The organism is Micromonospora foliorum (assembly GCF_022229015.1).
GTDB lineage: Bacteria > Actinomycetota > Actinomycetes > Mycobacteriales > Micromonosporaceae > Micromonospora > Micromonospora foliorum.
In genome coordinates this window covers 1-26,026 of record NZ_JAKKFF010000019.1, presented here as the reverse complement: position 1 = coordinate 26,026, position 26,026 = coordinate 1, and the positions used below count along the sequence as shown (strand labels likewise).

Annotated in this window: 24 protein-coding genes; 13 read left to right on the top strand and 11 right to left on the bottom strand. The window is 70.5% G+C overall.

The genetic code is table 11. From position 1 onward, the window contains the following. Positions 1-2: 2 nt before the first annotated feature. Positions 3-971 carry an alpha/beta hydrolase gene (locus PSH25_RS02050; protein ID WP_238657324.1) on the top strand — a complete coding sequence of 323 codons (969 nt, stop codon included), beginning with the start codon at positions 3-5 and terminating at the stop codon, positions 969-971. Positions 972-1,020: 49 nt separating this feature from the next. On the opposite strand, the gene PSH25_RS02045 is transcribed toward PSH25_RS02050, so the two are convergent. Beyond that, positions 1,021-4,386, bottom strand: a complete 3,366-nt coding sequence (locus tag PSH25_RS02045; RefSeq protein ID WP_238657323.1) for an ATP-binding protein — start codon at positions 4,384-4,386, stop codon at positions 1,021-1,023. Between the two features lie 201 nt (positions 4,387-4,587). On the opposite strand from PSH25_RS02045, the gene PSH25_RS02040 reads away from it, so the two are divergent. Both PSH25_RS02040 and PSH25_RS02035 read left to right on the top strand, forming a co-directional pair. Continuing rightward, positions 4,588-5,040 carry a helix-turn-helix domain-containing protein gene (locus PSH25_RS02040; protein WP_238657322.1) on the top strand — a complete coding sequence of 151 codons (453 nt, stop codon included), beginning with the start codon at positions 4,588-4,590 and terminating at the stop codon, positions 5,038-5,040. Further along, entirely contained in the window at positions 5,033-5,401 is a 369-nt protein-coding gene (locus PSH25_RS02035; protein ID WP_238657321.1) for a DUF4180 domain-containing protein, read from the top strand. Before PSH25_RS02040 ends, PSH25_RS02035 begins: the two co-directional genes overlap by 8 nt. A 5-nt stretch (positions 5,402-5,406) precedes the next feature. Here PSH25_RS02035 and PSH25_RS02030 read toward each other — a convergent pair whose 3' ends face one another. After that, positions 5,407-6,042, bottom strand: coding sequence for an 8-oxoguanine DNA glycosylase OGG fold protein (locus PSH25_RS02030; protein ID WP_238657319.1), 636 nt, complete (start codon positions 6,040-6,042; stop codon positions 5,407-5,409). 206 nt (positions 6,043-6,248) lie between these two features. On the opposite strand from PSH25_RS02030, the gene PSH25_RS02025 reads away from it, so the two are divergent. Continuing rightward, complete coding sequence (locus PSH25_RS02025; protein ID WP_238657318.1) at positions 6,249-7,088, top strand: YwqG family protein; 840 nt, start codon at positions 6,249-6,251, stop codon at positions 7,086-7,088. A gap of 153 nt (positions 7,089-7,241) precedes the next feature. Further along, positions 7,242-7,463, top strand: a complete 222-nt coding sequence (locus PSH25_RS02020) for a hypothetical protein (protein ID WP_238657317.1) — start codon at positions 7,242-7,244, stop codon at positions 7,461-7,463. A gap of 65 nt (positions 7,464-7,528) precedes the next feature. On the opposite strand, the gene PSH25_RS02015 is transcribed toward PSH25_RS02020, so the two are convergent. Together PSH25_RS02015 and PSH25_RS02010 are read right to left on the bottom strand one after the other, a co-directional pair. Then, positions 7,529-8,434, bottom strand: coding sequence for a hypothetical protein (locus PSH25_RS02015; protein WP_238657316.1), 906 nt, complete (start codon positions 8,432-8,434; stop codon positions 7,529-7,531). A 187-nt stretch (positions 8,435-8,621) separates the two neighbouring features. After that, positions 8,622-9,548 (bottom strand): S-4TM family putative pore-forming effector, encoded by a 927-nt coding sequence (locus tag PSH25_RS02010; RefSeq protein ID WP_238657315.1) that lies wholly within the window; start codon positions 9,546-9,548, stop codon positions 8,622-8,624. Between the two features lie 250 nt (positions 9,549-9,798). Between PSH25_RS02010 and PSH25_RS02005 the strand changes: the two genes are divergently transcribed. Beyond that, entirely contained in the window at positions 9,799-12,264 is a 2,466-nt protein-coding gene (locus PSH25_RS02005) for a hypothetical protein (protein ID WP_238657314.1), read from the top strand. 19 nt (positions 12,265-12,283) lie between these two features. On the opposite strand, the gene PSH25_RS02000 is transcribed toward PSH25_RS02005, so the two are convergent. Next, positions 12,284-12,781: a peptidase inhibitor family I36 protein gene (locus tag PSH25_RS02000; RefSeq protein WP_238657312.1), complete on the bottom strand. Its 498-nt coding sequence runs from the start codon at positions 12,779-12,781 to the stop codon at positions 12,284-12,286. A 235-nt stretch (positions 12,782-13,016) separates the two neighbouring features. Here PSH25_RS02000 and PSH25_RS01995 point away from each other — a divergent pair, with 235 nt between their 5' ends. Further along, the gene (locus tag PSH25_RS01995; protein ID WP_238657311.1) at positions 13,017-13,898 is read left to right on the top strand and encodes a cellulose binding domain-containing protein; all 882 of its coding nucleotides are present in this window, start codon (positions 13,017-13,019) and stop codon (positions 13,896-13,898) included. Positions 13,899-14,105: 207 nt separating this feature from the next. On the opposite strand, the gene PSH25_RS01990 is transcribed toward PSH25_RS01995, so the two are convergent. After that, on the bottom strand, positions 14,106-15,212 hold the full coding sequence (locus PSH25_RS01990) for an FAD-binding oxidoreductase (protein ID WP_238657310.1): 1,107 nt from the start codon (positions 15,210-15,212) through the stop codon (positions 14,106-14,108). Positions 15,213-15,427: 215 nt separating this feature from the next. On the opposite strand from PSH25_RS01990, the gene PSH25_RS01985 reads away from it, so the two are divergent. From PSH25_RS01985 to PSH25_RS01970, 4 genes are all read left to right on the top strand, one after another. Further along, positions 15,428-15,946 carry a flavoprotein gene (locus PSH25_RS01985; protein ID WP_238657309.1) on the top strand — a complete coding sequence of 173 codons (519 nt, stop codon included), beginning with the start codon at positions 15,428-15,430 and terminating at the stop codon, positions 15,944-15,946. A gap of 121 nt (positions 15,947-16,067) precedes the next feature. Further along, positions 16,068-17,585 carry an NsdA family TPR-like regulatory protein gene (locus tag PSH25_RS01980; RefSeq protein ID WP_238657308.1) on the top strand — a complete coding sequence of 506 codons (1,518 nt, stop codon included), beginning with the start codon at positions 16,068-16,070 and terminating at the stop codon, positions 17,583-17,585. Beyond that, on the top strand, positions 17,582-18,142 hold the full coding sequence (locus PSH25_RS01975) for a GNAT family N-acetyltransferase (protein ID WP_238657307.1): 561 nt from the start codon (positions 17,582-17,584) through the stop codon (positions 18,140-18,142). The genes PSH25_RS01980 and PSH25_RS01975 overlap by 4 nt, the downstream gene beginning before the upstream one ends. Positions 18,143-18,390: 248 nt before the next feature. Then, entirely contained in the window at positions 18,391-21,474 is a 3,084-nt protein-coding gene (locus PSH25_RS01970; protein WP_238657306.1) for a DEAD/DEAH box helicase, read from the top strand. A gap of 17 nt (positions 21,475-21,491) precedes the next feature. Here PSH25_RS01970 and PSH25_RS01965 read toward each other — a convergent pair whose 3' ends face one another. Both PSH25_RS01965 and PSH25_RS01960 read right to left on the bottom strand, forming a co-directional pair. Beyond that, complete coding sequence (locus PSH25_RS01965) at positions 21,492-21,791, bottom strand: helix-turn-helix domain-containing protein (RefSeq protein WP_238657305.1); 300 nt, start codon at positions 21,789-21,791, stop codon at positions 21,492-21,494. Beyond that, positions 21,788-22,141, bottom strand: coding sequence for a type II toxin-antitoxin system RelE/ParE family toxin (locus tag PSH25_RS01960; RefSeq protein WP_238657304.1), 354 nt, complete (start codon positions 22,139-22,141; stop codon positions 21,788-21,790). The genes PSH25_RS01965 and PSH25_RS01960 overlap by 4 nt, the downstream gene beginning before the upstream one ends. Before the next feature lie 149 nt (positions 22,142-22,290). On the opposite strand from PSH25_RS01960, the gene PSH25_RS01955 reads away from it, so the two are divergent. Next, on the top strand, positions 22,291-22,719 hold the full coding sequence (locus PSH25_RS01955) for a VOC family protein (protein WP_238657303.1): 429 nt from the start codon (positions 22,291-22,293) through the stop codon (positions 22,717-22,719). A 41-nt stretch (positions 22,720-22,760) separates the two neighbouring features. Here PSH25_RS01955 and PSH25_RS01950 read toward each other — a convergent pair whose 3' ends face one another. Continuing rightward, a complete protein-coding gene (locus PSH25_RS01950; protein ID WP_238657302.1) occupies positions 22,761-23,969 on the bottom strand; it encodes a hypothetical protein in 1,209 nt (402 codons plus the stop codon). A 153-nt stretch (positions 23,970-24,122) separates the two neighbouring features. On the opposite strand from PSH25_RS01950, the gene PSH25_RS01945 reads away from it, so the two are divergent. Further along, positions 24,123-24,818 (top strand): hypothetical protein, encoded by a 696-nt coding sequence (locus PSH25_RS01945; protein ID WP_238657301.1) that lies wholly within the window; start codon positions 24,123-24,125, stop codon positions 24,816-24,818. Positions 24,819-24,827: 9 nt separating this feature from the next. Here PSH25_RS01945 and PSH25_RS01940 read toward each other — a convergent pair whose 3' ends face one another. Continuing rightward, positions 24,828-25,361 carry a WapI family immunity protein gene (locus PSH25_RS01940; protein ID WP_238657300.1) on the bottom strand — a complete coding sequence of 178 codons (534 nt, stop codon included), beginning with the start codon at positions 25,359-25,361 and terminating at the stop codon, positions 24,828-24,830. Positions 25,362-25,406: 45 nt separating this feature from the next. Beyond that, a complete protein-coding gene (locus tag PSH25_RS34105) occupies positions 25,407-26,009 on the bottom strand; it encodes a DUF3761 domain-containing protein (RefSeq protein ID WP_372492697.1) in 603 nt (200 codons plus the stop codon). Between the last annotated feature and the right edge of the window lie 17 nt (positions 26,010-26,026).

Sequence of the window (26,026 nt, the reverse complement as noted above, 5' to 3'; positions counted from 1 at the left end):
TGATGAACTTCCCCCGACCGGGCATCGACCCCGAGTTGCTCGTACCCCTGGCCGAACTGCCGTCGATGCCGCCCCTCGGTCCCGAGGTGATCGAGCAGCTGCGCCACTTTCCCCAACCGTCGATCGAAAGTCATCTGGAAGGCCGTGCGGTCGAGCGGCGCGAGGTCACCGTTCCCGCCACTGACGCAACGCCGATCCCGCTGTCCATCCTCAGCCCCACCGATCGTGCCGCCGGCGCACCCTGCGTCTATTGGATCCACGGCGGCGGGATGATGTGGGGCGACCGTTACTCGAACATCGATGTCCCGCTGGAATGGCTCGACCGGTTCGGCGCCGTCGTGGTCACTGTGGACTACCGGCTGGCCCCGGAGGTAACCGGTACGACCCTGGTCGACGACTGTTACCAGGGCCTGCTCTGGGTCGCCGAGAACGCCGCGGACCTGGGCATCGACCCGGCCCGCATCGTCGTAGCCGGTGCCAGCGCCGGAGGTGGCCTGGCGGCAGGAGTCACGCTGATGGCTCGCGACCGCAATACCCCGACCATCGCCGCCCAGTTGCTGTCGTGCCCCATGCTCGACCACCGCAACGACACCACCTCCAGCCTTCAGTACAGCGGGCTGGACGGCGTGTGGACCCGGGAGATGAACGAGTTCGGGTGGCGTAGCGTCCTCGGCGAGCACACCGACCGGACCGTCTCCGCCTACGTCTCACCCGCGCTGGCGGACGACCTGTCGGGTCTGCCGACCACGTACATCGACGCCGGGACCGCCGAGGTTTTTCGCGACGAGGATGTCAGCTACGCGAGTCGGATCTGGGCCGCCGGTGGCCAGGCCGAGTTGCACCTGTGGGCCGGCGGCTTCCACGGATTTTCGGCGCTGTTCCCCCAGGTCCGCGTGTCGGCCGCGGCACGACGCGCCCAGACCGACTGGCTCGCCCGGGTTCTGGACCCCAGCCCTGATCTCAAGGACTGAGCCGCGGGGCCCGTGGCCGGCGCTGACCAGCCGGCGCGCCGACCCCGGCTCAGAGCCGCCAGCGCAGCGGCTCCGGCGGCAGGTAGCGGCAGGTGGTGCCGGTGGAGACGGCGTCGCGCAGGTGGCTCGCCAGTGCCGGGTGTCGGTCGTCGAGCTTGCGGAGCGTGTCGCGGATTCGCGCGGTCACCGTCTTACGGGCCCGCTCGGCCTCGTCGCCCAGGCGGCGGCTCCGGCCGGCGAGGCCCGCCGCGGCACGCAGCTCGTCGAGCAACGCACCCCGCTCGGCGTCCAGCGTGGACACCTTCCGCTTGTCGTCGCGGGCGGCGGCCCGGTCGATCTCCTCGTCGAGGCGGGCCAGGTGCCTCCGGTAGCGGGCCTTCGCCTCGTCGTCGAGGACCGGGTCGGCGCCCATCCGGCGGGCGGCGACCAGCTCCGGCCCGGCCGCCGGGTCGAGCAACTCGACCGCCGGCACGTCGCTGCCCGGGCGGCTGAGCAGCAGATGCAGGTCGTGCAGGCCCTTGGCGTCGGGCAGGTGCACCACGACACCGTCGTACCCGAGTTGCCAGACCGGCCCGTCGCGCCGAAACTCGTACCCCTCGACGGCAGCCGCGACCGGCGCGGCCTGGCCAGGCGCGACAACCTGACCCGGCGCGACGGCCTGGGCCGAGGCGACGGCCTGGGCCGACCCGAGACCCTGGCCCGACCCAGCAGCGTGACCCGAGCCGACGGCCTGGCCCGACCCAGCAGCCTGACCCGGTGCGACGGCCTGGTTTGGGCGGTCGGTGTCGGGGGCCGTCGGGGCGGCGAGCCGGTGGAGCACCTGCGTCATGCCGAGAGCGGTCGCCTCCTCGACGGCGGAGGCGCGCAGGGCGGTCGACGTCGCGGTGTCACCCGGGTGGCCTCGGCCGGCGAGGGCGTTCGCGAGGCCGGTGCGGGCGAGCAGCGACCAGGGTCGGGAGCCCATCCGATCGGCGGAGTCCCGAGCGGCGGTGAAGCCGGCGATGGCGTCGTCCCAGCGTTCCTGGGCGGCGTCGATCAGCGCCAGCCAGTGGTCGACGGGGCCACTGATATCGCAGCCGAAGAGCCCCACCGTCCACTCTCCACGGTGTGGGGCGAGCGCGGCCCGCGCGGCGTCGCAGCGCTGTGGGTCGGCGGACGCGGCGGCGACCTGCGCCCGTAGCCGTAGCCACAGCGGTGACACCGGGCGCGGGTACCGGATGGCGGCGGCCTCGATGCCGGCGGTCAGCCGGATCGCCGTCTCGTCGTCGCCACGCTCCACGGCGGTGATCGCCCGCAGCAGCTCCCGGTAGGGGTAGTCGGTCGGGGCCAGCCCGTCCACGAGCGCGGCGGCCTCGTCGACCCGGCCCTGGAGCAGCAGCCGTGACCACCGCAGGTGATGACCCATGAAGCCGAACTCGGTGTGACCCGGGTCGGCCCGGTCGGTGAGGACGGCGAACCGCTCGTCGGCCCTGGTGAAGTCGCCCCGGAACGCCGCGATGATCCCGCTGTCGACGGCCGCGGCCATCCGGTGCCGGGCGAAGTCGCCCTGCCGTTCGGCGTCGACGAAGGTGGTGAGCTCCTCGGCGAAGCGAGGGTCACCCAGCTCCAGCAGCGCCACCCAGCGCAGCGAGGTCGCCCACAGCTCGGTCTCCCGGTCGCCCGTCCGACGGGCCACGTCCCGGATCTCGGCGGTGAGCGCGGCTCGGGTCGCGGCGGTGCCGAGCCCCCAGGTCGTGTCGTGGCGGGCCCAGAGGCTGAAGGTGAGCGCCTCGTCATCCTGCCCTCGACGGGCGATCGTCTCGGTGGCGGTGATCAGGTCGGCGACCAGGGCGCCAACCGTCGCGGTCGTGTCCGGTTCGCCGATCAACCGGCGGTACGCCTCGCGCACCAACTCTGCCGCCTCGATCGACTGGGCGGTCTCCACCTGGCGGGAACGGTTCACGGTGAGCGCGACCCGGGCCAGCAACACCGGGTCGTCGAGTGAACGGGCCAGCTTGGCTGCCTCGGCCAGCAGTCGCGCGACCTCCTCCCGCCCGGCGTGGTGATAGTGCGACTCGGCGAACTCGACCAGGATCCGCACTCGTTGTGCCGGGTCTTCGACGACCTCCAGGGCTCGGCGGAAGTGCACCGCCGCCTCGTCGCCGGCCAGCCGGGCGAACGCGTCCCTACCCGCGGCGACCAGCAGCGTGGCCACCCGGGCCCGGTCGAGCGCGGGGCCGGCGAGGTAGGCGTGGCGGGCGAGGTCGGCCGGGATCAACCGGTCGGTGAGCTCCCGCAGGTCGTCGACCGCCCGGACGACCGCGCCGTGCCGGGCCCGCCGGTCGTCGTCGGTCAGCCCGTCGTAGAGGGTTTCGCGGACCAGGTCGTGGGCGAAGGCGAAGCGGCCACCGCCCCGGGCGACCACCAGTCGGGCGGTCACCGCCCGGTCGAGCAGCCGGTCGACCTGCGCCGCCGGGGCGGCCGCGCAGGCCGCGAGGACCTGACGGTGGAACTCGCGACCCAGCACTGCGGCGACGGTCAGTGCCTCCACGACGGCGGCGGGTAGTTGGGCCAGGCGGCGGCGCACCGCCTCCCGCACGCCGGGTGCGATCGTGCCGACCGCGTCGTCGGCGTGCCAGAGTCGCGCGGTCTGCTCGACGAAGAACGGGTTGCCGCCGGTGCGCCGGTGCACCTCGTCGACCAGGCCGGCCTCGGGCTCCCGGCCGGCGGTCCGGGTCATCAGTGCGGCCACCTCGTCGCGGGTGAAACCGGTGAGCGTGATCGTGGTGGCCTTCGCGACCAGCGGCATCAGCAGCGGGCGCAGCGGATGCTCGCCCGACTCGACCTCGGCGTCGCGGTAGGTGCCGATCAACAGGAGCCGCTCGAACCAGGTGTGCTGTGCGGCGAAGCTCAGCAACCGCAGTGAGGCCGGGTCGGCCCAGTGCAGGTCGTCGAGGACGACCACGACCGGCCGGTGCTGGGAGACGGCGACCAGCGCGGCGGTCACCGCGTCGTAAAGCGCGAACGCCTCCTGGTCGGCGGCGTCCGGGCCCGGGTCGACGCCGGACCAACTGACGAGGCGACCGGCCTGCTCGCCGCCGACGCCGGACTGGCCGAGCAGGGCTGCGAGGGCCGGTTCGGCGGACTGCCGCGCCACCGCCCAGTCGTCGGCGGAGCGCCGCAGGCCGCGCAGCACCTGCACCCACGGCCAGTAGCCGGGGGCGCTGTCGGAATCCCAGCAGGCGGCGCCGAGCACCAGCGCGCCGCGCTGTCGGGCCTCCCGGGCCGCCGACGTGACAAGCGTCGTCTTGCCGATGCCCGGCTCGCCGGTGACCAGGACGAGACCGCCGTGGCTGGTGGTGGCGCGGTCCAACTCGGCGCGCAGCAGGCTCGCGGGGTGATCCCGCCCGATGATGGCGTCGCCGAGCGCGTCCATGGTCCCCAGACGGTACTGGAACCGTCCGACAGCGCGGGCGGGTTAACCGGCCGAACGCTTCGCGCACCGCGGCCTCGACCAGTTCCCCGGCACCTCGCGGGGCTCGCCGTCCAGGTGGTTTCGGGTCCTTTGGAGCTGATGTCGCCAACGCATCAGACCCATCACTCCCCAACCTTCCCTGTCGAAGTATCATAGGGAACGATGACGGAAGAACTGTACTCAGTTGAGCAGGTGGCCGGCCGGCTCAACCTGCACGTACGCACGGTGCGCGGCTACATCCGCTCGGGCCGGCTCCGGGCGGTGCGGATCGGCAAGCAGTACCGGATTGCCGCCAGCGACCTCGACGCCCTCACCGGCCACGCCCCGACCGCGCCCAGCGTCGCCAGGCAGGCGGAGGTGTCGAGCATCGTGCAGATCGACGGCGTCGACCGGGCCGCCGCCGACCGGCTCGGCACGCTCGTGCTCACCAGCGCCAACACCGCCCACGACCAGGCCCACCCGCTGCGGGTGCAGACGGTGCACGACGCGGAACGCCACCGCATGAAGATCATCATCCTGGGTGATCCGGCCGCCACCGCCGAACTGCTGCACCTGCTCGACGCCGTTCTCAACGCCGACAATGGCCTGCTCAACCGGGAGGTTCGCGATGTCTGACGAGATCCAGGAACGCGCAGGGGTGCCGGTGCTGGTCTGCGACCCGGCGGGGCCGCCGGTGGCCACCGAGCAGGACGCGCTGGACCTGATCGGCGCGGCGTTCCTCGGCGCCCAGGTGGTGGCCGTGCCGGCCAACCGGCTCGACGAGCGCTTCTTCTCGTTGGGCACCCGCTTCGCCGGCGACGTGATGCAGAAGTTCGTCAACTACCGGGTGCGGCTGGCAGTCGTCGGCGACATCTCGCCGCAACTCGCCCAGAGTTCCGCGTTGCGCGCCCTGGTGCACGAGTCGAACCAGGGCGGGCAGATCTGGTTCGTCCCCGACCTCGACGCGCTGGACGCCCGCCTTCGCGCCGCGCGGTAGCCACCTCACCGGTCGGGCACGACCGCCATCTCCACCGCGTCCGGCTCCACGCCCCTGATCCGAGCCTGCTCGGCCGCCCAGCGCAGATAGGTCAGCCACTCCTCGGACGACCAGCCGTTGCGGCGTCCGACACCCGCCTCGGCGGGGAGTTGGCCGGCCACGACACGGTCGAGGATCAGGGGCTGCACGCCGCCCACCCCGCGCCGGTAGCCGATGAAGTAGAGGACCTTCGTGCACAGGCCCGGCCCCAACCAGGGCAGGCGAGCGTGGTCGGGGTCGCGGAAGCGGCGGTACGCCGTACGCAGCGCCTCCTCGTCGGGCGTCGGGGTGGACACCTCCTCCAGCGCGTACGCCAGGCGTTTGCCGTCCGGGTCGGCGTCGAGCGACCTGGCGGCGCGCCACGGGCCGTACCCGATGGGGCCGTAAGCCCAGACCAGCACGGCCGTCAGTAGGTGCCGTGGGCTCGCGGACCCCGCCCGGTATGCCTCGGCCACCGCGAAGACGTCGCGCCGCCAGATCTCGCCGGTCACAGGAAGGCCCTCGGGCCAGGCCTCCGGCGGTAGCCCTGCGCGCCAGCGGTCGACGTTCACGGTGACCGGGGTCCGCTCGCCCGGTAACACCACACCCTCGGTCGTCTGCATGGTTGCCTCCCACAGATCGCGCGCTCCCGGAACTCCGTGGTTCGGACGCTATGGTCGGGCGCTTCCACATGCCGCCCGCCAACGGCAAATCGCGGTATCGACCGCATGGGCGCCTGCCTTCCGGGCGGCCGACTGCGACACCGCATCCGGCGGGGTCGAAGAACGTCGCACGATTGACCTACGGTGCTCCCGTGCTTCCCCGAAACGTGAAGATCCTCGATCAGGTCCGCGCCGAGGCGCTGCGCCGCGGCGTCCCCGCCGCCGACGTGGAGCGCTGGCTGGGGCTCGCCCGCCCGTCTGCGCTCCTGACACAGCAGGGTGACGGGCCGGTCGTGGGCGCCATCCGTGGGCCCGTGATGCTCCCGGCCGACGCCAAGGACCCCAAGTTTCCCTTGATCGCCACCATCGACTGCGGTGCCCTTCCGGCAGACGTGACCGACCTTCCGCTACCGGCCGACGGCCAAATGCTGTTGTTCGGCTGGCCCGAGGAAGACGGCTACGGCGAGGTGATGTACGTGCCGGCGGGCGTGGCCGTCGATGAGCGGGAGCAGCATCCGCCGGGCTTCTCTCCGGACGACGAGGAGTGTGCCGAGGTCTACGCGAAGATCCCGCAGGGCGATCTGCACCTCACGGTCGACATCTCTCTGCCGTACGTCAAGACGATCCCGGGGCCTCCGTGGTCTCCGCCACTGCCGGGAGATCCCCCTTTCGAAGAGATGACCAAGGTGTGGCAGGACGTCCTGGGCGACGCGCCGGACGGCCCGTTCTCCTATGGAGGCTGGACGACGCCGCTGCTGTTGGGTGGCTACGGCACCGACTGCAACGGTTTCAACCCCGCGTGGCTGGGCGCCAACCCCTCGGGCTGTTCCGGCTCCGATGGGCCGGTGCGCGGTGGTGGGCCGCCCGACCATGGTGACTGGGTTCTGCTGGCCGAGTTCCACGGCGGCAGACAAGGCGGCGCGAGCATCCACTGGGTGATCCAGCGTGCCGACCTGAAGGATCGACGCTTCGACCAGGCCAGGGTTCTCGTCTACTGGAATCCGTGACTCCGCCCGCTCCCGCGAGCGTCGACCGGGCCGATCACCGCCAGCGTGTGGACACGTCTACGCGCCGCCCGATATCCACCTCACCGCCCGGAACGGCTTTGGAGCTGACGAGGGCTCAGGACTAGCCGCACGGTGACCGGGTACGCGCGATCCATGGGTAGCCACAAGCAGAACAAACACGACAGCGGCGGCGAGTCGGCGCGAGGCCGGCGGCATTCGGGCAGCGGCGCTCCGGGCCGCCAGGGCTCGCCCATGGAGCACTCGCCCGACCAACGGCACCGCCGTACCGCGACCGGCCCAGCCGGCACCGAAGGCGACCTGGGCCGGGCCAAGGTCTCGGGCGACGGGCGGATCCAGCGCCAGGGCGGCTCCTGAGCCGACCACTCAGCCGGTGCAGCGGCTCGCGGGTTCGCAGGGCGGCTGCACCGGCTGACTGGGTTCTACGGCGTGGCGCAGATGGCGTACGCCGTGTCGGACCAGTTCCCGGCGAACGCGTCCTCCTCGTACGCGCCGGACGCGGCGGACGTCGGGGCGGTCGCGGGGCCACCGTTGGGGCGGAAGTCGTCCACGATGCCCTCGCCGGTCACCCCGTTCAGCTCGTAGCCGGCACCGGTCAGCACCTTCCCGACCGGGCAGGTCGCCGTGACGCTGCGGAAGTCGAGAGAGTTGCTGGCACCCACGGCAGAGGTACGCACCAGACCCGCGAGCGGGTTGGCGCAGATCGCGTACGCGGTCGCGGACCAGTTCAGCGCCGTGGCGTCCGACTCGTACGCGCCGACGGTGACCGCGGTCGGTGCCGTGGCGACGCCGCCGTTGGGGCGGAAGTCGTCGACGACACCCTCACCGGTCACGCCGTTGAGTTCGTAGCCGGTGCCGGTCAGCACCTTCCCGACCGGGCAGGTCGCCGTGACGCTGCGGAAGTCGACCGAGTTGCTGACGCCGACCGTCGCGACGCGGACCAGGCCGGGCAGCGGGTTGGCGCAGATCGCGTACGCGGTCACCGACCAGTTCCCGGCGAACGCCTCGGTCTCGTACGCGCCGACGGTGACCGCCGTGGGGGCCGTGGCGACGCCGCCGTTGGGGCGCAGGTCGTCGACGACACCCTCACCGGTCACGCCGTTGAGTTCGTAGCCGGTGCCCGTGAGCACCTTCCCGACCGGGCAGGTCGCCGTGACGCTGTGGTAGTCGGCCGAGTCGCTGACGCTGGTCGCGGCGACCCGCACCAGACCGGGGACCGCGGCGGACGCCGGGCTCGCCGGGGCGAGCACCGCTCCGGCCGCGACAAGACCGAGCACGAGTACGGACGCTCGGGCGCCGAACCGCCGGGTGTTGTTCTGAGCACGCATGTGTTTCTCCCGTCTGAGGCCCGGACGGGCGGCAGGTGCGACGCCGACGTCGAGGCCGTTGGTGATGACGGGTTCACGCTAGGTAGCCGGCCGACCAGGCATTATCTCCAAGCCGACTACGTCGCGTAACGGACCATCCGGCCCGACGGTTCACGATCGAATGACTGGTTCCGGAGGTCGCGGCGGGTCAGTCGGGACGGGCGGCGGGTGTGCCGGTCCGCAGCAGGTTCGCGAGGTCGTCCATCGCCGCCTGGAAGTCGGTGCGGTCGGCGGCGTGGAACCGTCGGAAGAACCAGTCCGGGACGCGGGCCTGCCCCTGCCTACTGTGGAAGATCAGGTCCTGGGTCTGCCGGGCGAGGGTCAGCAACTCCGCCTCGGTCGCCGGGTCGTCATCGCGCCGGGCAGCGGAGGCGACCCGCTGCTGGAGGAGCACGAGGGCCCGGTCCCGCTCGGCGGCCACCCCGCGCTGACCCCGGTAGATCTCCAGACCGAGCAGCAGGACGCCGAGCGACGGCACGAACCACTGCGTCAGCAGGGCCGAGACGGTGAGGTCGGCGGTCACCGCGAAGACGACCCCCACCGTCGCCCAGAGCGCCACCCCGGCTAGCACTGTGCACGCGTACCGGCGGCGCACCCGGGCGCCCCACCCGAGGTTCTGCTGCTGACAGGCGAGCACGTCGTACGGGCGGGGCAGGTCGGGGATCTCGTAGTAGTCCCGGAGGTACTGCTCGTCGCCCCGGTAGGCACGGTCGAGGCGGCTGACCTCCGGCGGGCCGACCGGGTCACCGGCCGCGACCGCGTTCCAGGGCAGCCGGAAGAGTCGTACGTCGAACATCTCCTGCAGGACGGCCGCCCGGCGGAGCTGCCCGGTCGACCAGGAGCCGAGCCCGATCGCGTTGACCACCGCCCAGAGGGCACCTACGGCCGTGACGGCGTTTCCCGACACGCCGGCGAAGGCGACCACCGCCCCGGCGACGCCAATGGCGACGGAGAGCGCCATTCGGAGGTTGTCGAGGCGTTGGGCCCTGCGGTGGCAGACCGACATCGCGTGCAGCAACGCCATCATCTCGGGTCGGCGCTGCCGCTGGAGCAGGGATTCCGTGCGCTCTGTCACCTCAACCTCCCGTTCCGTGACGATCGTATATCCATTCATCGACATGTCACGGATTGCATTTCTGCGGGAGCGTTAAGTGATCCTTTATTACCTTTAGGTAGGTGCGGGATCGGCTGCGAATTAATACCGCGTTCGCCCGAAAATTGAGGTAGCTTGGCGTTCGCGTTTACCCGCGCATCCCTCACTCGGACGTGCCACCCCTGCCCGTCCGCGTCCACTTTCACCACTCGTGGAAGGTCCAACGGCGGACATGGGCGACGGTCTCGTTGACGAGCTCGAACGGTACATAGCGGATGCGACAGTCACGGCCGCGCTGCGGGACTGGGCGGCCGGGCGCGACGCCGTCGTTCGCCCCCCGTGCCACCCCACCCGACGACGTGGGCACAGCGATGCCGAGCTGATCCCGGTCATTGCCGAGCGGCGTGACGGCCGGAACGCCGAGCAGCTGTACGTCAAGGTGCTGCCCGCCGGGCAGGCGACCGAAGAGGCCGCCCGGCACGCGAGGGCGGCCACGCTCGACCCCGGCTTCGCGGAGCGCCATCTGGTCGGTCAGCCGTACCCGCCATACCCGGTCCGCGACGGCCGGTACCTGATGTTCCAGGACATCGCGCACGGCGCCGAGCAGGTCGTCGCACTGGCCGATGTCGGCGACGACCAGCGCAAGGACGCCTACAGGGCCCTGCTCGACGGGCTGTGGAACCACTGGTACCGCCAGGGGCGGCGAACCAGCCGCACCACTGTCGGCCGATTCGTACGACGGGAACTGACCGACGCCGGGGCCCAGGACGAGCTGTCCGGGGCCATGAGAGCGCTCGGCCTCGGCACCGTCGAGGGCGACTGGCTGCACGACGTCGTGACCGGCGCGGTGCTGCCGCACCCACAGCGATTCGCCGCGACCGGCTCGCTCTTCGACGACGACCCGCTCGACCAGCTCTGCGGGGCGTCGCACGGCGACCTGCACGCCCGCAACGTTCTCTATGCCTGCTCCCGGGCCGGACAGGTGCAGGTCAAGAAGTTCTGCCTGGTGGACACGGACCGGTTCGCCGTGGACGCGCCGCTCACCCGCGACCAGGCCACCCTGCTCCTGGACGCCGTCCGCCCGGACGTGGCGAACAGCCCCCGCAGCGTCGACACGGACGCCCTTCGCGCCCTCCTGGTCGACCCGGAGGAACGCCCTTCCGACCGGCTCTCCGCCCGGCAGGTCAAGGCGATCAAGGCCAGCTACTCGGTCGGGTTGGCAGTGGCCAGGACGGGCAACTGGGGAGTGAGCTGGCGGGCCCAGTACCTGCTCTCCCTGCTGAGTCAGGCGCTGATCTGCTGCACCTACGAGGACGCCGGCCGCGCTGGACGGGCCTGGTACTTCCAGCTGGCCGCCTACGCGGCGCACGCGTATCAGCGTGAGTTCCGTCGCGATGTGGTCCCACCGGCGGCGACCGGCCTGCCGAGCCTGCCGCAGGCCGACCCACTCCCCCAGCTCGCGTTTCCGGGCAACGACCAGTCGGCCCGGTTCAACGCGGTGGGACCGCAACCGAGCCAGCAGAACCGGGGTGCCCCGCTGGACCGGATGCCCCTCGACCAGACGCCTCGTCCACTGGACGCGGAGGCACCGGCGCGGCAGCGGGGTGGGCTGCCGATCCCCCAGCGGCAGACCTCGACCGGCTGGTACGCGCTGCCCCACCGACCGGTGACCTCGCCCGTCGCCCGCAGCACGTCGGGTTGGCCCTCGGCGCGGGACGGAGGTCGACGGGTGAACCGGCCGGCTCCACGACACACCGGCACCGCGCGGACGACCAGAGTTCCGCGGCCACGCCGACCGGCGGTCGAGGAGGCCATCCGGGCTCCGACCGCCACCAGCCGAATCAACCGGCTGCCACCGAAGGTGCGGGCCGTCCTGGCGATCCTGCTCGGTGGGGTGTCCCTGACCCCGCTGGTGGCGATCGGCGCCACCGCGATCAGGGGGCGCGACGAGGCCCGGGTCGTACCGACGACCGAGGCGACACCTGGCACCCAGCCGTCGACGGGCAGCACGCCGGCCGTCGCCGGCAGGTCGGGCCGTCTCACCGACCTCGCGCTGACCGTGGCGGGCATCGCGCCGACCGCCGCCGCCGGGGCGTACACCGTCTCCTGTCTTCGGGTCTGGGCCCCGGCGGACCTCGCGCCCGGGGTCGATCGGGACAGCTACCGGGACGAGACGCTGTGGTGGACCGCGGAGCTGTCCGGCCGCCGGGTCGTCACCCCGGTCACCAATGGACGCCGATCGGGTACGCCGGAGACGTTCCGCTATCTCCCGGGTGACCTGTCGGAGATTCCGCCCGCGCCGTCGGTGGACCCGCAGGTGCTGCGGCAACAGCTGACTGCGGAGCTGGGTGAGCTGCCGCCGGAGCTGCGCACGGGGGCCGGGATGCTGAACGTGGTCAGCCGGATCTTCCGCTACCACCGGCTGAGCCCGGGTCAGATCTCGGCGCTGCTGTTCGAGCTGGCGACGACGCCCGGCATCCAGGACCGGGGCGCGTACCTGGATTGGAACAGCCGGCCCGGGCTCGCCTTCAGCGCCGACGACACGCAGGATCGCCGCGAGACGGTGCAGTTCAACCCGCTCACCGGCGAGTTGCTCAGCCACCAGACGACCACCGTGGCCGACGAGCAGATCCTCGGGTACGTGCTGTTCCTGGACAAGGGGCGGACCGACCGGACCACCGCGCCCGACTGCTCCTGAGGCGATCACGCCGCGCGGGTCATCGGCAGCGGCGGTCCACGTAGTTCGGCCAGTTCCGGTAGGGGGACGCGTCGCTGCGGACCCGGTTGCTCGCCCCGATGTCGAAGAGCCGGGTGTCGTAGTAGTAGAACGACACCGTGCCACTGCCCAGGTTGTAGTGCGCCGACTCGACCCGGAACTGCCAGTGCCAGGTGGCGAGGCTCTGCCGGCCGCAGTCGGAGAGCCGGCCCCGGGGGTAGCCGTAGTTGGGCCACTCGTAGAAGCAGTACCAGCCCGAGGGACAGTCGGCGGCGGCGAGCGTCCCGATCGGTCGGCGCAGGGTCACGATGAACGCCCCGCCGTCGTAGCTGATCTCGTTGTCGTTGAGCGCCTTTCCACCCGGGTGGGTAGCCAGATAATCCGCTATTTCCTGACTTCCGGTCCGGCCGGCACCGGCCGGACCGGGCGCTGGAAAAACGATCAAAAGCCAACCGAGTACGGCCGCGAGCACGGCAGGAACGGGACGTGGAATGACCATTCGACACCTCGCGATGTGGGCGCGCAGGGACGGACGGGCGGCGGCGCCGACCAGGTCAGCTGGGCGGCGAGCGCGGAGAACCGATGGATACGCGGATTAGTCAGCGTATTGAGTGGGATTGATTGATCGCCAGGCCGAATCGGTGCAGAATTTTGACAATGCGCCATTCGGGCATGCCCCGGCCAACAAGTGAGACAATGCATTGACTTCGATACATGGCGGCTACCATTCGGTCATGCCTGCTCGCCGCGTCACCGCCACCATCGCCCTCGCCGCGCTGGCGAGCCTGCTCGCCGTCAACGCCGCCCGCGCCGACGGGCCGGCGATCAGCACCCCCGGCACACCCACGGTGGTGGCCAACGAACCACATCAGCTCACGCTCAGCTGGGCGCCCTCCGCCTGGGTCGAGCCCGGTGCGGAGCAGCCGATCAACTACGAGGTGCAGGTGCCGCTGGGGCCGAACACGTACCGCTTCCTCGGCGCCACGACCGACACCACGATCACGCTGACCGACCTCGCGCCCGGCACGACGTACCGGATCGCGATTGCGGCCCGCGCGCTCGGCGGCTACTCCGACACCTCGCCCACCACCACCGTGCGCACCGCGTCCGGCCGCGCGACGGTCAGCTACCTCAACCTGGACTGGTCCCCGACGAACAACCAGATCCAGCACCTCCTGAAGGTGACCAACACCGGCACCGGGCCGTTGGACCTGAGCACGGTGCGGCTGCGCTACCACCTGCGCTTCGAGGGCGCCAACACCTCGCTGGTGCCGAACTGCGACTGGGCAGCGCTGGGTTGCGACCGGATCCGGCAGACCGTGCAGTTCTTCATCCCGCCGGGCGGGCCGCCCGCCGGGATGACGACGCCAGCGCCGCCGTACCCGATCCCGGGAACGCCGGTCCCCGGCTGGGTGGAGCTGACCTTCACCGACGGCACGCTCGCGCCCGGCCAGTCGACCGGGCCGATCCAGCTACGGCACCACCGGCACAGCTGGAGCAACATCGACGAACGCGACGACCCGAGCTGGCTCGCCGCCACCGGCCGGTGGACCGAGAACGACCGGATCACGCTGGACGTCGACGGGGTCCGCGAGTTCGGCGACACCTACTCCTGACCACTCCCGACCAGGCGCCGGGCGACCGGCGTGCCCCAGGTCCGGCCGGCCTTGTCCCGACGAACGTGATGCCTGTGAGTCATCATGCTGACTCACAGGCATCACGCTTCAAGGGGGACTACTCCCGACCGTCTGCCGCCCTGGGTGCTGAGCCGTTGGCTCGCCGCCGCACGGGCGCGGTGTCCCGCACCGCTGCGCCGACAGCCATCAGTGGACGAAGGCTTTGGGCAGGTGGATGCGGGCGGCGGGGATGCCGATGGCGCGCAGCCGTCGCCGCGCGTCGGCCAGCATCGCGGGTGGGCCGCAGACGTAGATGTCCTGGCCGGGCCGGTGATGGTCGAGGGCGATGGTCAGGGCGTCGCCCCGCTCGGCCGGCTCCGCGCAGGGGTCGTCGGAGAGCGCCGGCACGATGGTCAGCCAGTCGTGGGCGCACTGCAGCTTGTCGAGGGCGATCGCGTCGTACAGGTCGGTGAAGGTGCGCGCGCCGACGATCAGCGTTACCCGCTGGCCATTCGGTGCGGCGGCGACCTGCTCGACCAGGGCGCGCAGCGGCGCCAGGCCGGTGCCACCGGCGACGAGGAGCAGATCGCTCGTGCTCGCCCGGTCGAGGCTCGGTCCGGTGTCGACGGGTGGGCCGAGCCAGAGCAGTTCGCCGGGGCGTACCTCATGGACCAGGCGGTGGGAGACGGTGCCGGCGGGTACGGCGCGGACGTGCAGCTCGACGGTGCCGTCCGCGCGTGGGGCGTTGGCCGGTGAGAGCCAGCGCCAGTGTCCGGGCAGGCGCGGCGTGCAGACCGGCACGGCCTGACCTGGCTGGAAGGGCAGTCGCCGCCAGGGTCGTACCGTCAGGATGGCGATGTCGGGCGACGGCCGGTCATGGCCGACCACCTGGACGTGCCACCAGGCCGGGCCGTCGTCGGCGTGCGAGGCGGCGCCGCGGATGGCGTGCGTGGCGCGGCACAGGGCGCGCTCGGCGGCGATGGTGAGCTGCGGCGTCCACAGTGGGTCTGCGTGGCGGGCCGCGGTCGTGAGCAGCGCGTCGCCGATGGTGGTGGCGTGCGGGAACAGGTCGAGATGACGGTACGCGCGGCCGAGCACCCGGAGCAGCGCTGCCCGGTTCGCCGGGTCGTCGCCGCCGACCAGGAGGCGGCCCAGCGCGGTGAAGAAGAGCGGCGCGTCGCGGTGTGGGAGCAGCCCGGGGCGGCGGTCTTCGAGAGCGCACCAGAAGTCGCCGGCGGCCCGCACGTCGACCGACTCCCAGGCGGCGGCCAGGCTCACGCGGGCCGGGTGGTCGTCATCGATCACGGTGGGCATGCCGGCTCCAAGACGTTGATTCATGGGCTGGCACCGGGGCGGGAGGAACTGTGCCGTTGAGGGCCGGCGCAGTTCCGGGACAGGGCACCCGCCCCGGGCCATGCGTCGACTGTCGCGGCTGACCAGGGACAACGGCATGTCACGGTGATCGTTGGCGGCATACGTGATCGGTATGCGGTCGATGTCGCGACTATCGAATCGGGCAGACTGCGGGCATGACGGAACGTCCGGTGCTGTATCTGGTCGTCTGCGCCGCGGGTCCGGCGGAACACATCGACGAGCTGGTCGACCTCCTGATCGCCGACGGGTGGTGGGTGTGCATGATCGTCAGCCCGACCGCCGCGCCGTGGCTCGACCGGGCGGCGTTGCAAGAAAAGACCGGCTATCAGGTACGCGTGGAGTGGCGGATGCCCGGCGACCCGGAGCCGCACCCGCCGGCCGATGTGGTGGTGGCGGCGCCGGTCACGTTCAACACGGTGACGAAATGGGCGTTGGGCATCAACGACACGCTGGCGCTCGGCGTCCTCAACGAGTCGCTGGGGGCGGGGTTGCCGATCATCGCGTTTCCGCACACCAAGGCGGAGTTGGCCGCGCATCCGGCTTATGCCGGTCACCTGGCGGTGCTGCGCGCTGCCGGCGTGGTCGTGGCGGACGGGAAGCCGCTGGACTCGATGAACGGGCCGGGGCGTTGGGGCGTGGTCGTCGAGGCGCTGCGAGCGGCGCGCCCGTCCTGATTAGTTGTAGTCCGTTCGCTTGTTCGGCGGTCCTTTGACGATATGCGTCGCGCGTATACCAGCGCTCCACGCAGCGTGTTCAATGGATAGGCTCGATGAGGCGAGACGGACGGAGCCGCCGGTGACCTACGCGAACTGCCCCCGGTGCGGCGGACGACTGGCCCGGGACAACGACACCGGACGGTGTGCGCCGTGCCAGGCCGCTGAGCGGGACCGGTTGAGCGCGCCGCCGGTCGTGCCGGCGAGCTTCTGGGAGCACGAGCCGGTGCGACTCGCGCTGATCGAGCGGCATCTGGGGCGGGTGGTCAGGGCGTACCGCTGCCATCCGTATCACGGGCGGGTCGCGTTGCCGCAGACCGTGGTGGCGGGGTGGTTGGGGATCACGCAGGCGCAGTTGAGTCGGGTGGAGAACGGGCCGCCACTGGTGCACCTGGACCGCCTGGCGCACTGGGCACAACTGCTGCGGGTGCCAGCAGAACACCTGTGGTTCCGCCTCCCTGATCAGCCTTGCTGGACCGATACGAGCCTCATCGCAAACGGCACCGATCGCGCAGATGGCGACGATCAGCCCACCGAGCAAGGCGAGCGGGAAGCCGTGGCCGTTAGCGTGGAGGAGGCATCAAGCCAAGGGGGTGGCGCTACGGACCGCCGACGATTCAATGTATTGGCCGCGCTCACGGGACTCGCTGCTAGCGGTCACTCGTACCTACTCGCGGCGCCCGCCGAGGTGCCCAGGACAATCGGCATGGAGCAGGTGCAGCTCGCCAGCTCCCTGGTTGATGACCTCCGGCGGGCAGACGCGGTAGCCGGTGCCGACCTGCTCTGCGACGTCGCCATCCAAGTCCACACCAGGCTGTCGGCTTGGGCGGCGCGGGCGAGCTACAGCAGAGAGGTCGGCGACGCGCTCCAAAGCGCCCTGGCCGATCTTTCCATCGAGGCGGCCTGGCTGGCCATCGACGCCGAACGCCGGTCTGAGGCGAGGCCGTACCTCAATGAGGCAATCACTCGTGGCCGAATCGCGGATGACCCACGAGTGGAAGTTCGCGCCCTCACGCATCTGTCCCTACTGATCCGCGAGAGCCAACCTGGCGAGTCGTTGCACTGCGCCGAAGCCGCTCTACGGGTGTCCGCCGGTTGGGCTACACCTCGGCTCACCACCTTGCTGCACCTGCGCAGGGCGCACGCTTACGCCGTCCTCAGGGATGCCAGTGGCTTCAATCGCGAGATGACCAAGGCGCGCCGGGAGTTGAACCGGGGCACTCACGAGGATGACCAGGGTTTCGTCCACTTCGTGAACCGCCAAGAGTTGATCGGGATCGAAGGGCTCTCTTATCTGGCCCTCGACAGACCCGAGCGCGCTGTTCAGTCGTTACGCGCGATCCCCGACAACCCGTCACCTGGCCATCGACGGAACCAGGTCTACTACGCGGTGCGGCTCTCGGAGGCGGCATACCGACAGGGCGACGTCAACGAGGCGGCACGTATCGCTTTGGATGTCCTGCCTGCCGTGGGCCAGATCAGCTCAAAGCGAGTGAGCCAGCATCTCGCGCAGGTGCGCGGACTTCTGGCAACGCCACGGCAGGCGACCACGACGACCCGCCAGTTCGTCGACGCCTACGACCAGGAGGTGAGCCTGTGATCGAGGGCCTGCAGCTTCGTCATCACAGCGCCGACGAGGCTAAGGAAATCCTCGATCAGCTCGTGGGCCTCTACCTGGAGGTCTACGCGGGTGGCGGCGAGTTCTACAGCGAGGACCGCTACCGGCGTCAGCTTGACCTACATATGCAGCGAGTTGGATGGGAATTGATTACCGCATCGGTCGATGGGGCCCTGGTCGGCTACATCTATGGCTTTCCGCTACCTTCGCAGACACGGTGGTGGGAGGGCATCCACGAGCCAGTCCCGCCCGGGTTCACCGAGGAGGACGGGAAACGCACCTTTGCGATCAGCGAGCTGCTGGTACACCGTTCCTGGCGACGTAAGGGCATTGCGGCGGCGCTGCACGACGAGCTGGTCGCGGGCCGGGCTGAACCCCGATCCACGCTCTTGGTCCGTCCCGACAATGCTGCCGCCCAGATGGCGTACCGCTCCTGGGGCTGGAACAAGGTCACCAAGCTGCGCCCCAACTGGGAAACCGCACCAACCTTCGATGTCATGGTCCGCACCGCCCCGATTTGCCCTCGTCCTTTTAGGTAGCCGTGGGAGCCGCCGGGTTTGACGCTCGATCCGAGCCGAGGAGCATCGACGATAGATGCATAGACCCATCCGCCCTGATTAACAGCCTGGTCGCGCGGACGTCGAGAGCCACAGCACCATCGGTTGGTCAAGGCATCGGTTCCATCAGGCTTGGACACCGATACATTCATCTCCCGATGACCCGACGCGCGGAATTCCTCGCCTAGTCAGGGCAACGCCTCGGCGCCACGACCGATTAGATTGCGTGGATGACCGATCTTGAGCGGGGTGTTTACGAGCACCTGATCACCCGTGAGCTGGCCACCCGCCTCCAACACGTCGACCCCGCCCTGATCCAACACCACAAACTCGACCCCGCCGACGCGCACAAGACCCTCGCCCGTCACATCGCCACCCTGGCTGCCCGAGCCCTCCACTCCGTCCCCAGCGGCGACGACAAGCTCCACCACCAGATCGCAATGGCGAACCGGATCGCCGAAGCCATCGCCACCCTGAGCCCGAGGGCAGCGACCGACCAGGACCAGGTAACCGACGCCAAGCACCTGCTCCACGCCATCGCCGCCCCACCAACCCCACCCGCGGAACCCACCTTCCCGCAGCGCCCCACCACCCCGCTCTCCACCGGCGCGCTACTCGTCAACGGCCGTCACCAGCCGCGCATCGGTCACGAGGTTAACCACGAGATGGCCTCCGCCGACCGGGTAGACCTGCTGTGCGCGTTCATCAAGTGGTACGGCCTCCGCATCGTCGAGTCAGCCATCCGCGACCTGATCGCCCGAGGTGGCAAGGTCCGGGTCATCACCACCACCTACCTCGGCGCAACCGACCAGCGGGCGTTAGACCGGCTCGCCGAGCTGGGCGCCGAGATCAAGGTGTCGTACGAAACGAGGACCACCCGCCTACACGCCAAGGCGTGGCTGTTCCGCCGGGCCAACGGCACCACCACCGCGTACGTCGGCTCGTCGAACCTGTCGAGGACCGCGCTGGTGGACGGCGTGGAGTGGAACGTCCGCATCTCGAACATGGAACAGCCGCACGTCATCGACACCTTCACGGCGACGTTCGAGGACTACTGGAATGACCCGGCGTTCGAGACCTACGACGCGACCAGGGATGCCGAACGGCTACGGCATGCGTTGAGCGGGGAGCGCCGCGACGATGCACCGACCGCGATCTCGAACCTGGACGTGCGCCCGTACCCGTATCAGGCCGAGATCCTGGCCGACCTGGACGCCGAGCGGCTGGTGCACGGGCGCTGGCGCAACCTGGTGGTGATGGCGACCGGCACCGGCAAGACCGTGGTCGCAGCCCTCGACTACCGGCGGCTGCACAAGGCGGGCCGAGCGGACTCGCTGCTCTTCGTTGCTCATCAGGAGCAGATCCTGCGGCAGAGCCTGTCCACGTTCCGGCAGGTCATGGGGGACGGCAGCTTCGGCGAGACGTTGGTCGCGGGCGAGAAGCCGAACGGTTGGAAGCACGTCTTCGCCTCCATCCAGTCGCTTCACCGGCGGGAGGTCGACCCCGAGGCGTACGACATGGTCATCGTGGACGAGTTCCACCACGCGGAAGCGCCGACGTACACGCGGCTGTTGGAGCGACTGCGTCCCCGCGTACTCCTGGGCCTCACCGCGACCCCCGACCGGGCCGACGGCGGCGACGTGCGCCGGTGGTTCGACGGGCGCGCGGCCGTTGAGCTGCACCTGTGGGACGCGTTGGAGCGGCAGTTGTTGGCGCCGTTCCAGTATTTCGGGCTGCACGACGACGTGGATCTGTCGCACGTCACCTGGAAGCGCGGGCAGGGCTACGACCCGACGCAACTGAGCACCATTTACACCGGCAACGATGCTCGGGCGCGGACTGTGTTGCGGGCGGTCCGCGAAAAGGTGGACGTCGGGCGGATGCGCGCGCTCGGGTTCTGCGTGAGCATCGGGCACGCGGAGTTCATGGCTGCCTGGTTCAGGAAGCACGGTGTCGAGGCGGCGGCGGTGACCTCGAAGGCCGGCACCGATCGGGCGGGGCTGTTGCGGGACTTCAGGGCCAGCAAGCTGCGGGTGCTCTTCACGGTGGACCTGTTCAACGAGGGCGTCGACCTGCCGATGGTCGACACGATCCTGATGCTGCGGCCCACTGAGAGCGCCACAATCTTCCTGCAACAGCTCGGCCGTGGCCTGCGCCTGGACGACGACAAGCCCTGTCTCACGGTGCTCGACTTCATCGGTGGGCAGCACGCCAACTTCCGGTTTGACCTGCGCTGGCGTGCCCTGACCGGCGTGAGCCGACGGGCGATCACCGAGGCGGTCCGCGACGACTTCCCGAGCCTGCCGAGCGGCTGCCACGTCGAGCTGGATCGGGTGGCGAAGGAGGTCGTGCTCGCCAACCTGCGATCGGCGCTGCCCACCTCGAAGGCGGGCCTCGTTTCTGAGCTGCGGCAACTCGGCGACGTCAGCCTGGCAACGTTCCTCCGCGAGACCGACCTGGAGATCGAGGACGTGTACCGGTCGGCCAGCATCGGCGGCTGGACCGGGCTGCGGCGGCTCGCCGGCATCGAGACGGCCACGCCCGGCCCCGATGACCGGGAGTTGGGCCGGGCCATCGGTCGCATGCTGCACACCGACGACATCGACCGGCTAGAGCTACTCACGAGGGTCGCGGCCGGACCGCCCGCGCCAGGCCAGCAGGTGTACGCGGGCAACAGCCGACTGTTGGACATGCTGCACTTCAGCCTCTGGGGGCCGAACGCACCGCTGGCGACACGCGACGAACGGCTGGCGCGGCTGTGGAAGGAGCCGGCCCGCTGCGCCGAGTTGCGGCAGGTCGCCGAGGTGCTGCGGGACCGCATCCACCGGGTGACGCCGACCGCCGCTGCGGGTGCGGTGCCGCTGCGGGTGCACGCCCGGTACAGCCGCAACGAGGCATGTGCCGCCTTCGGGATGACCAACCCCGGCTCACTGCGCGAGGGGGTGAAGTGGCTGCCTGACGCCCAGGCCGACCTGTTCTTCGTCACCCTGGTCAAGTCCGAGGCCCACTACTCCCCCACCACCATGTACGCCGACCGGGCCATCACCGACACCCTGTTCCAGTGGGAGTCGCAGAGCACCACGTCTGCGGCGTCGACGACCGGGCAGCGCTACACGTCGGGTGGCTCGACCGTGCACCTCTTCGTTCGGGAAACCCGCATCGCCGACCGCGACCTGGGCGCACCGCCGTACCTCTACGCCGGCACCATGACGTACGAGTCCCACACCGGCGACCGACCCATGCGCGTCCTGTGGCACCTGCACCACGCCCTACCCGCAGACGTGTACGCCACCGCCCGAACGATCGCTGCTTAGCCTTCTCCGGCCATTGGTCAGGCCGCGTCCGCGTTCGAAGCGAACCTGACGTCCAGCCTTCGGTCCAGGGCCCGGGCTAGCCGCTCCAGAACCGGCAGGGTCGGCACGGTCCCGCCTGCCTCGAAGCGGGCAACCGCGGACTGAGTCATGCCGGCGGCGCGGGCCAACTCGCTCTGACTCCAGCCATGCCCTTCGCGCAGGTGGCGCACCTCCTGGCCAAGCTCAAAGGCGATCCGGGTGGCCTCGTAGGTCTCGGCCGCTCCCGGCTCCGTCATCCGGCGTTCACGTAGGTCGTTCCAGTCCAGGCGATCACTCATCGCTCTGCCCCCTCGTTCACGATGTGCCGCTCCGCCACGCACCGCTCAAATGCGCGGCGAGCCCGCTCGACTTCCCGGTCCTCCCGCATTCGCGTCTTGCGGAACACCGTGAGCAGGATGATTCTCCGTTCAGAGGCTATCCAGTACGTCACGCGGACCGCGTCGCGCTCCAGGTAAAACCGCAGCTCACGCAACTTGCCGTCGAGCTGTCTGCTGTGCGGCTCTCCGAGCAACACGCCTCGGCCAGCCAGAAGATCGATGTAAAACGCTGCTCGGGCGAAGTCGGCAGTTGTTAGTTCCTCCAGCCAGTCTCGGACCTCTGGTTCCAGCTCTACGCTACCCCAACCCATAGCATCGATGCTATGAGTTGGGTCGTTCCCACCGACCTTCATCGAACGCGTGTCGGCGATGATTTCGGCGCTGCCCTTGCCGCCCGGCCGGCAACAACGTCGACGCCGCCTGCCGCACCCCAACGAGACCGCGCGTTAGGTTGAAGACCATGGAGCAGCGGATCAGCCTCATCACTCTGGGAGTCGCGGACGTGGCCCGCGCGAAGGCGTTCTACGAGCAGCTCGGCTGGCAGGGCCAGGAGGTCGAGGAGACGGTCTTCTTCCAGGCCGGCGGCCTGGCCCTCGTCCTCTGGAGCCGCGACAAGCTAGCCGACGACGCGGGCATCGAAGGGCCGGGCACCGGCGCGATGACCCTCGCCCAGAACGTCCGCTCCCAAGCCGAGGTCGACGAGGTGATCGCCACGGCAGTCAAGGCCGGTGCCACGGTGACCAAGCCGGCCCGGGAGACCTTCTACGGCGGCTACGCCGGCTACTTCGCCGATCCGGACGGCCACCTCTGGGAGATCGCCTGGAACCCCGGCTTCACCCTCGCGGACGACGGGTCTCTGACCGTCCCCGACTTCAGCGCCATGAACTGAGGCTTCAGCGCCACGCGGGCTGAGCCGCGCAGGAAAGCAGTTCAGGGCGCCGGAGACGGGCAGAGCAGCGGGTCCAGCAATGGCAGCTGAAGAGGGTCCAGGCAGATCGCCAGCAGTCCCGGATCCGGTGAAGGCGTCGCGGTCGGGGTCGGCGTCGGCGAGGTCGACACGACAGGCGGCGTCGGCAGGGCCGACACGGGCGGCCCCGTGGTGGGGACCGGCCCCGGCGTCGGCACCGAACTGGCCGATGGCGCGGGTGCGACGGACGACGAAGCAGCCGGCAGCAGGGCCACCGCAACAGCGGCTTCCGCCACTGTAAAGACAGCCGACGGTCGTACAGCCGGGACATGCGGCGGGCTCCATACGGCACTGTCGGCCGAGCCGACCCGCGACCTGGGCGCCATCGGCCCGACGGGACCGATCGGAACGAGGGCCGCCCCAGCCCTCGGCACGTCCATAGCGACGATCTCCGCCGAGGGCACCGGCCCGCGAGTACCCCACGCGCCCGGACCCAGAGCCCCCGGGCCGAGCGTCACGAACACCACGGCAGCGACAGCGGCAGCACCGAGCGCCCGCCGGTCGGGACGTACCGCCGTCAGCGGCGCGTCATCGGGTTCCACCAACAGAAGAGGCGCAGGCCGGGCGGCCCGATGCGCGGCCAGCAACGCGTCGACCTGCGCGATGACGGCAGCGCGATCGTCGGCAGCCGCGAGGGTGAGATAGAAGCGGAAGTTCACCACGGCGTTGGCCGGGACCAGCAGCCCCTGCAGTCGACAGCGGTCGGGCAGCAGGGTGACCGGCACGTCGGGGTGGTGCGCGGGGCCGACCAGGTCCGCGTACCGCCACTCGCGCCGGTGCTCCCGGCCGGCGAAAGCCACCCGGTGGCTGGTCACGACGGCCATGCCGGTGTCGACGACACGCAGACCCGCCGGCAGCGCCTGCGAAGAAGTCTCAGCGAAGGAACAGAAGCCGCCCGGCCTGGGCAGCCCGGGGATGTGCCGCGCCTCGGCCTCGACGAGCTGGGCGGCGGGGAGGACGCGGAAGACGAGTTCGTCGTCGTCGAGCTCCACCGGTAGGCCGGTGCGGGGCTGCGTACATCCGAGGAAGCTGGCGGCTTCGATGCGGAGCCGGGCCAGGTGGTCGTCGCGGTGCCGCCAGGCGTCGGTGGCGTCGCGGTACGCGCGCTGCCGGCGCTCGTTCTCGCGCTCGGCCCAGGCGATCCGCCAGGGGGCGCAGGCCACAGAGGTCACGGTCACACGCGGTACAACCGCTCACGTACGTGACAGGCAACGCGACCGGGATCGATGCATCCCGTTGCGCCCGAAAGGAGAGTATTGACGGACACCAGAGTCGGCGCGGCGAAGCTAGCCTGCCCAGGACCCCGGCGGCCGAGGAGCTTCCTGATGCTTGATGACCTGCGCGTGCTGCGGGACGCGGTACGCGACTATCGTCTCGCGGCGACGGCCGCCGGCCTCGACTGGTCGGACCAGGGCGAGTCACCGACCGGGCAACCGCCGGAGCAGGTCTACCGGATCTTCGGCGTGGATCACGTCGCGGAGCAGCTGACCTGGTTGCAGTCGCAGCGCTGGCCCGAGCGGCGGTTGCTGCCCAACGGCGGATGGCTGATGTCCTGGCCGGAAGGCCCGGATGCGCTGGACTATCTGTGGCTGGCGATCGGCACACCGTTTCCCTGGCGGCACCAACTGCCGCTGTTCCATTTCGAACACGCCATCTTCACTTTCGTCCTGGCGGGCGAGCACGAGGGTGAGATCTGGCGCTACGAGATCTCGCCCGACGCGTGGGACTCGGTGCGTGCCGCCACCAGTCTGGCCACGCTCTTCGACCAGTGGACCAGGGGCATCGCCGCCGGTCTGATCGTCTACGAGGGCGAGTACAACAAGTGGCTCCAGATCGAGGACCTGGGCTCCGCGCAAGGTCTCGACCCGCTGGCCTTCCCGGTAGCCCCGGTGGAGGAGACGCTGCTGCGGGCGCGGCAGCGCGAATGCGGGGTCGACATGGCCATCGTCGAGGACGGCTTCCCGTACAACGAGGAACTGTCCGACGCCATCGACGCCGTCAAGGCGTCGCTGAGCCGGTGACGCAGGTGATCAGCCGGCCTGCCGTCGGTACGGCTGCGGGCCGTGGGTGGGAAACCGCGACTGGGTACGGGGTGGGTACGCCTCGCAGTGCTCGGCCCAGTGCTCGGCGGCGGTGGCCAGGGCGTCCGCGGAGACGGTGAGGACCAGCGGGTAGATCGCGGTGGACGGGCGGCGCATCCACGGTGGCAGTGACTCGGCGGAGAACTCCACGATCAGCTCCAGCCGGCGACGGCGCAGCACCCGGCTGCGCAGGGCGAGGTTGGGTTCGGTGAAGCGGACCATCGCCGGTGGCGCGCTCAGCCCGAGGGCGGCGGTGGCCTGCCCGTGCAGCCAGCCGCCGAGCGCGCGGGCCTCCTCGACCATGAGGCTCGGGTAGTGGTGTGACCAGGTCTGGCCGTCGGCGGTGCGGGCGTCCACCTCGATGAGCAGCCAGTCGTGCCAGCCGGGGGTGGCCCCGTCGGGGTCGTCGGGCGGGTCGATGCCGGGTTGGTAGCCGACGGGGCGTACCCGCACCCGCGCGCCATCGTCAGACCGGATCTCCACTCGATCATTCTGGCCGAGCGAAGCGGACTTTAGCCCCCGAATCGGTCACTTGGTGATGGTCCGCCGCACGCCCTGGTGTTCGGCGCAGGCGTTGGACCGCCCGCCGGCCAGGCTGACCGAGCCGTCGCGGCACTGCACGAGGTAACCGCGACCGGCCCAGAACTGCGGTACGCAGTCGAACCAGTCGCACACCTCGGCGGCCGGTTTGCGGATCCGTGTGCCGCCACAGAAGCCGTACCCCAGGGGGTTCTCCGGCGCCCCGCAGCGCGGGCCCGGGGTGGCGCTGGGCGACGGGCGTGGTGATTTCGTCGGCTTCGGCGGCGGGGTCCTCAGCGCGAGCGCCGGGCCGGCCGGGTGGATCAGGGCTGGGGCGGTGCTGGCGGTGGGCGCCGGGGTGGCGGACGGACCGAAGTTTCCCTCGACGACGACCTGCGAGACGGTGCCCAGGTTCTCCTGGACGTACGCCGCCGGGACGGCGAACGTGGCGTAACGGTCTGCGGAGACGTCCAGCCACGGCGTGTCCGCCGCTGCTGGTTGCGGCGCGACGAGTACCGCCGCGGTGGCTATGACCCCTGCGGTGAACGCCGCCGAGAGCCGTCGGCTTACGCCCAGCCGGCGTAAACGCCCGTGATACTGTTCGTTATTCACACCTCCACTCCTTTCAA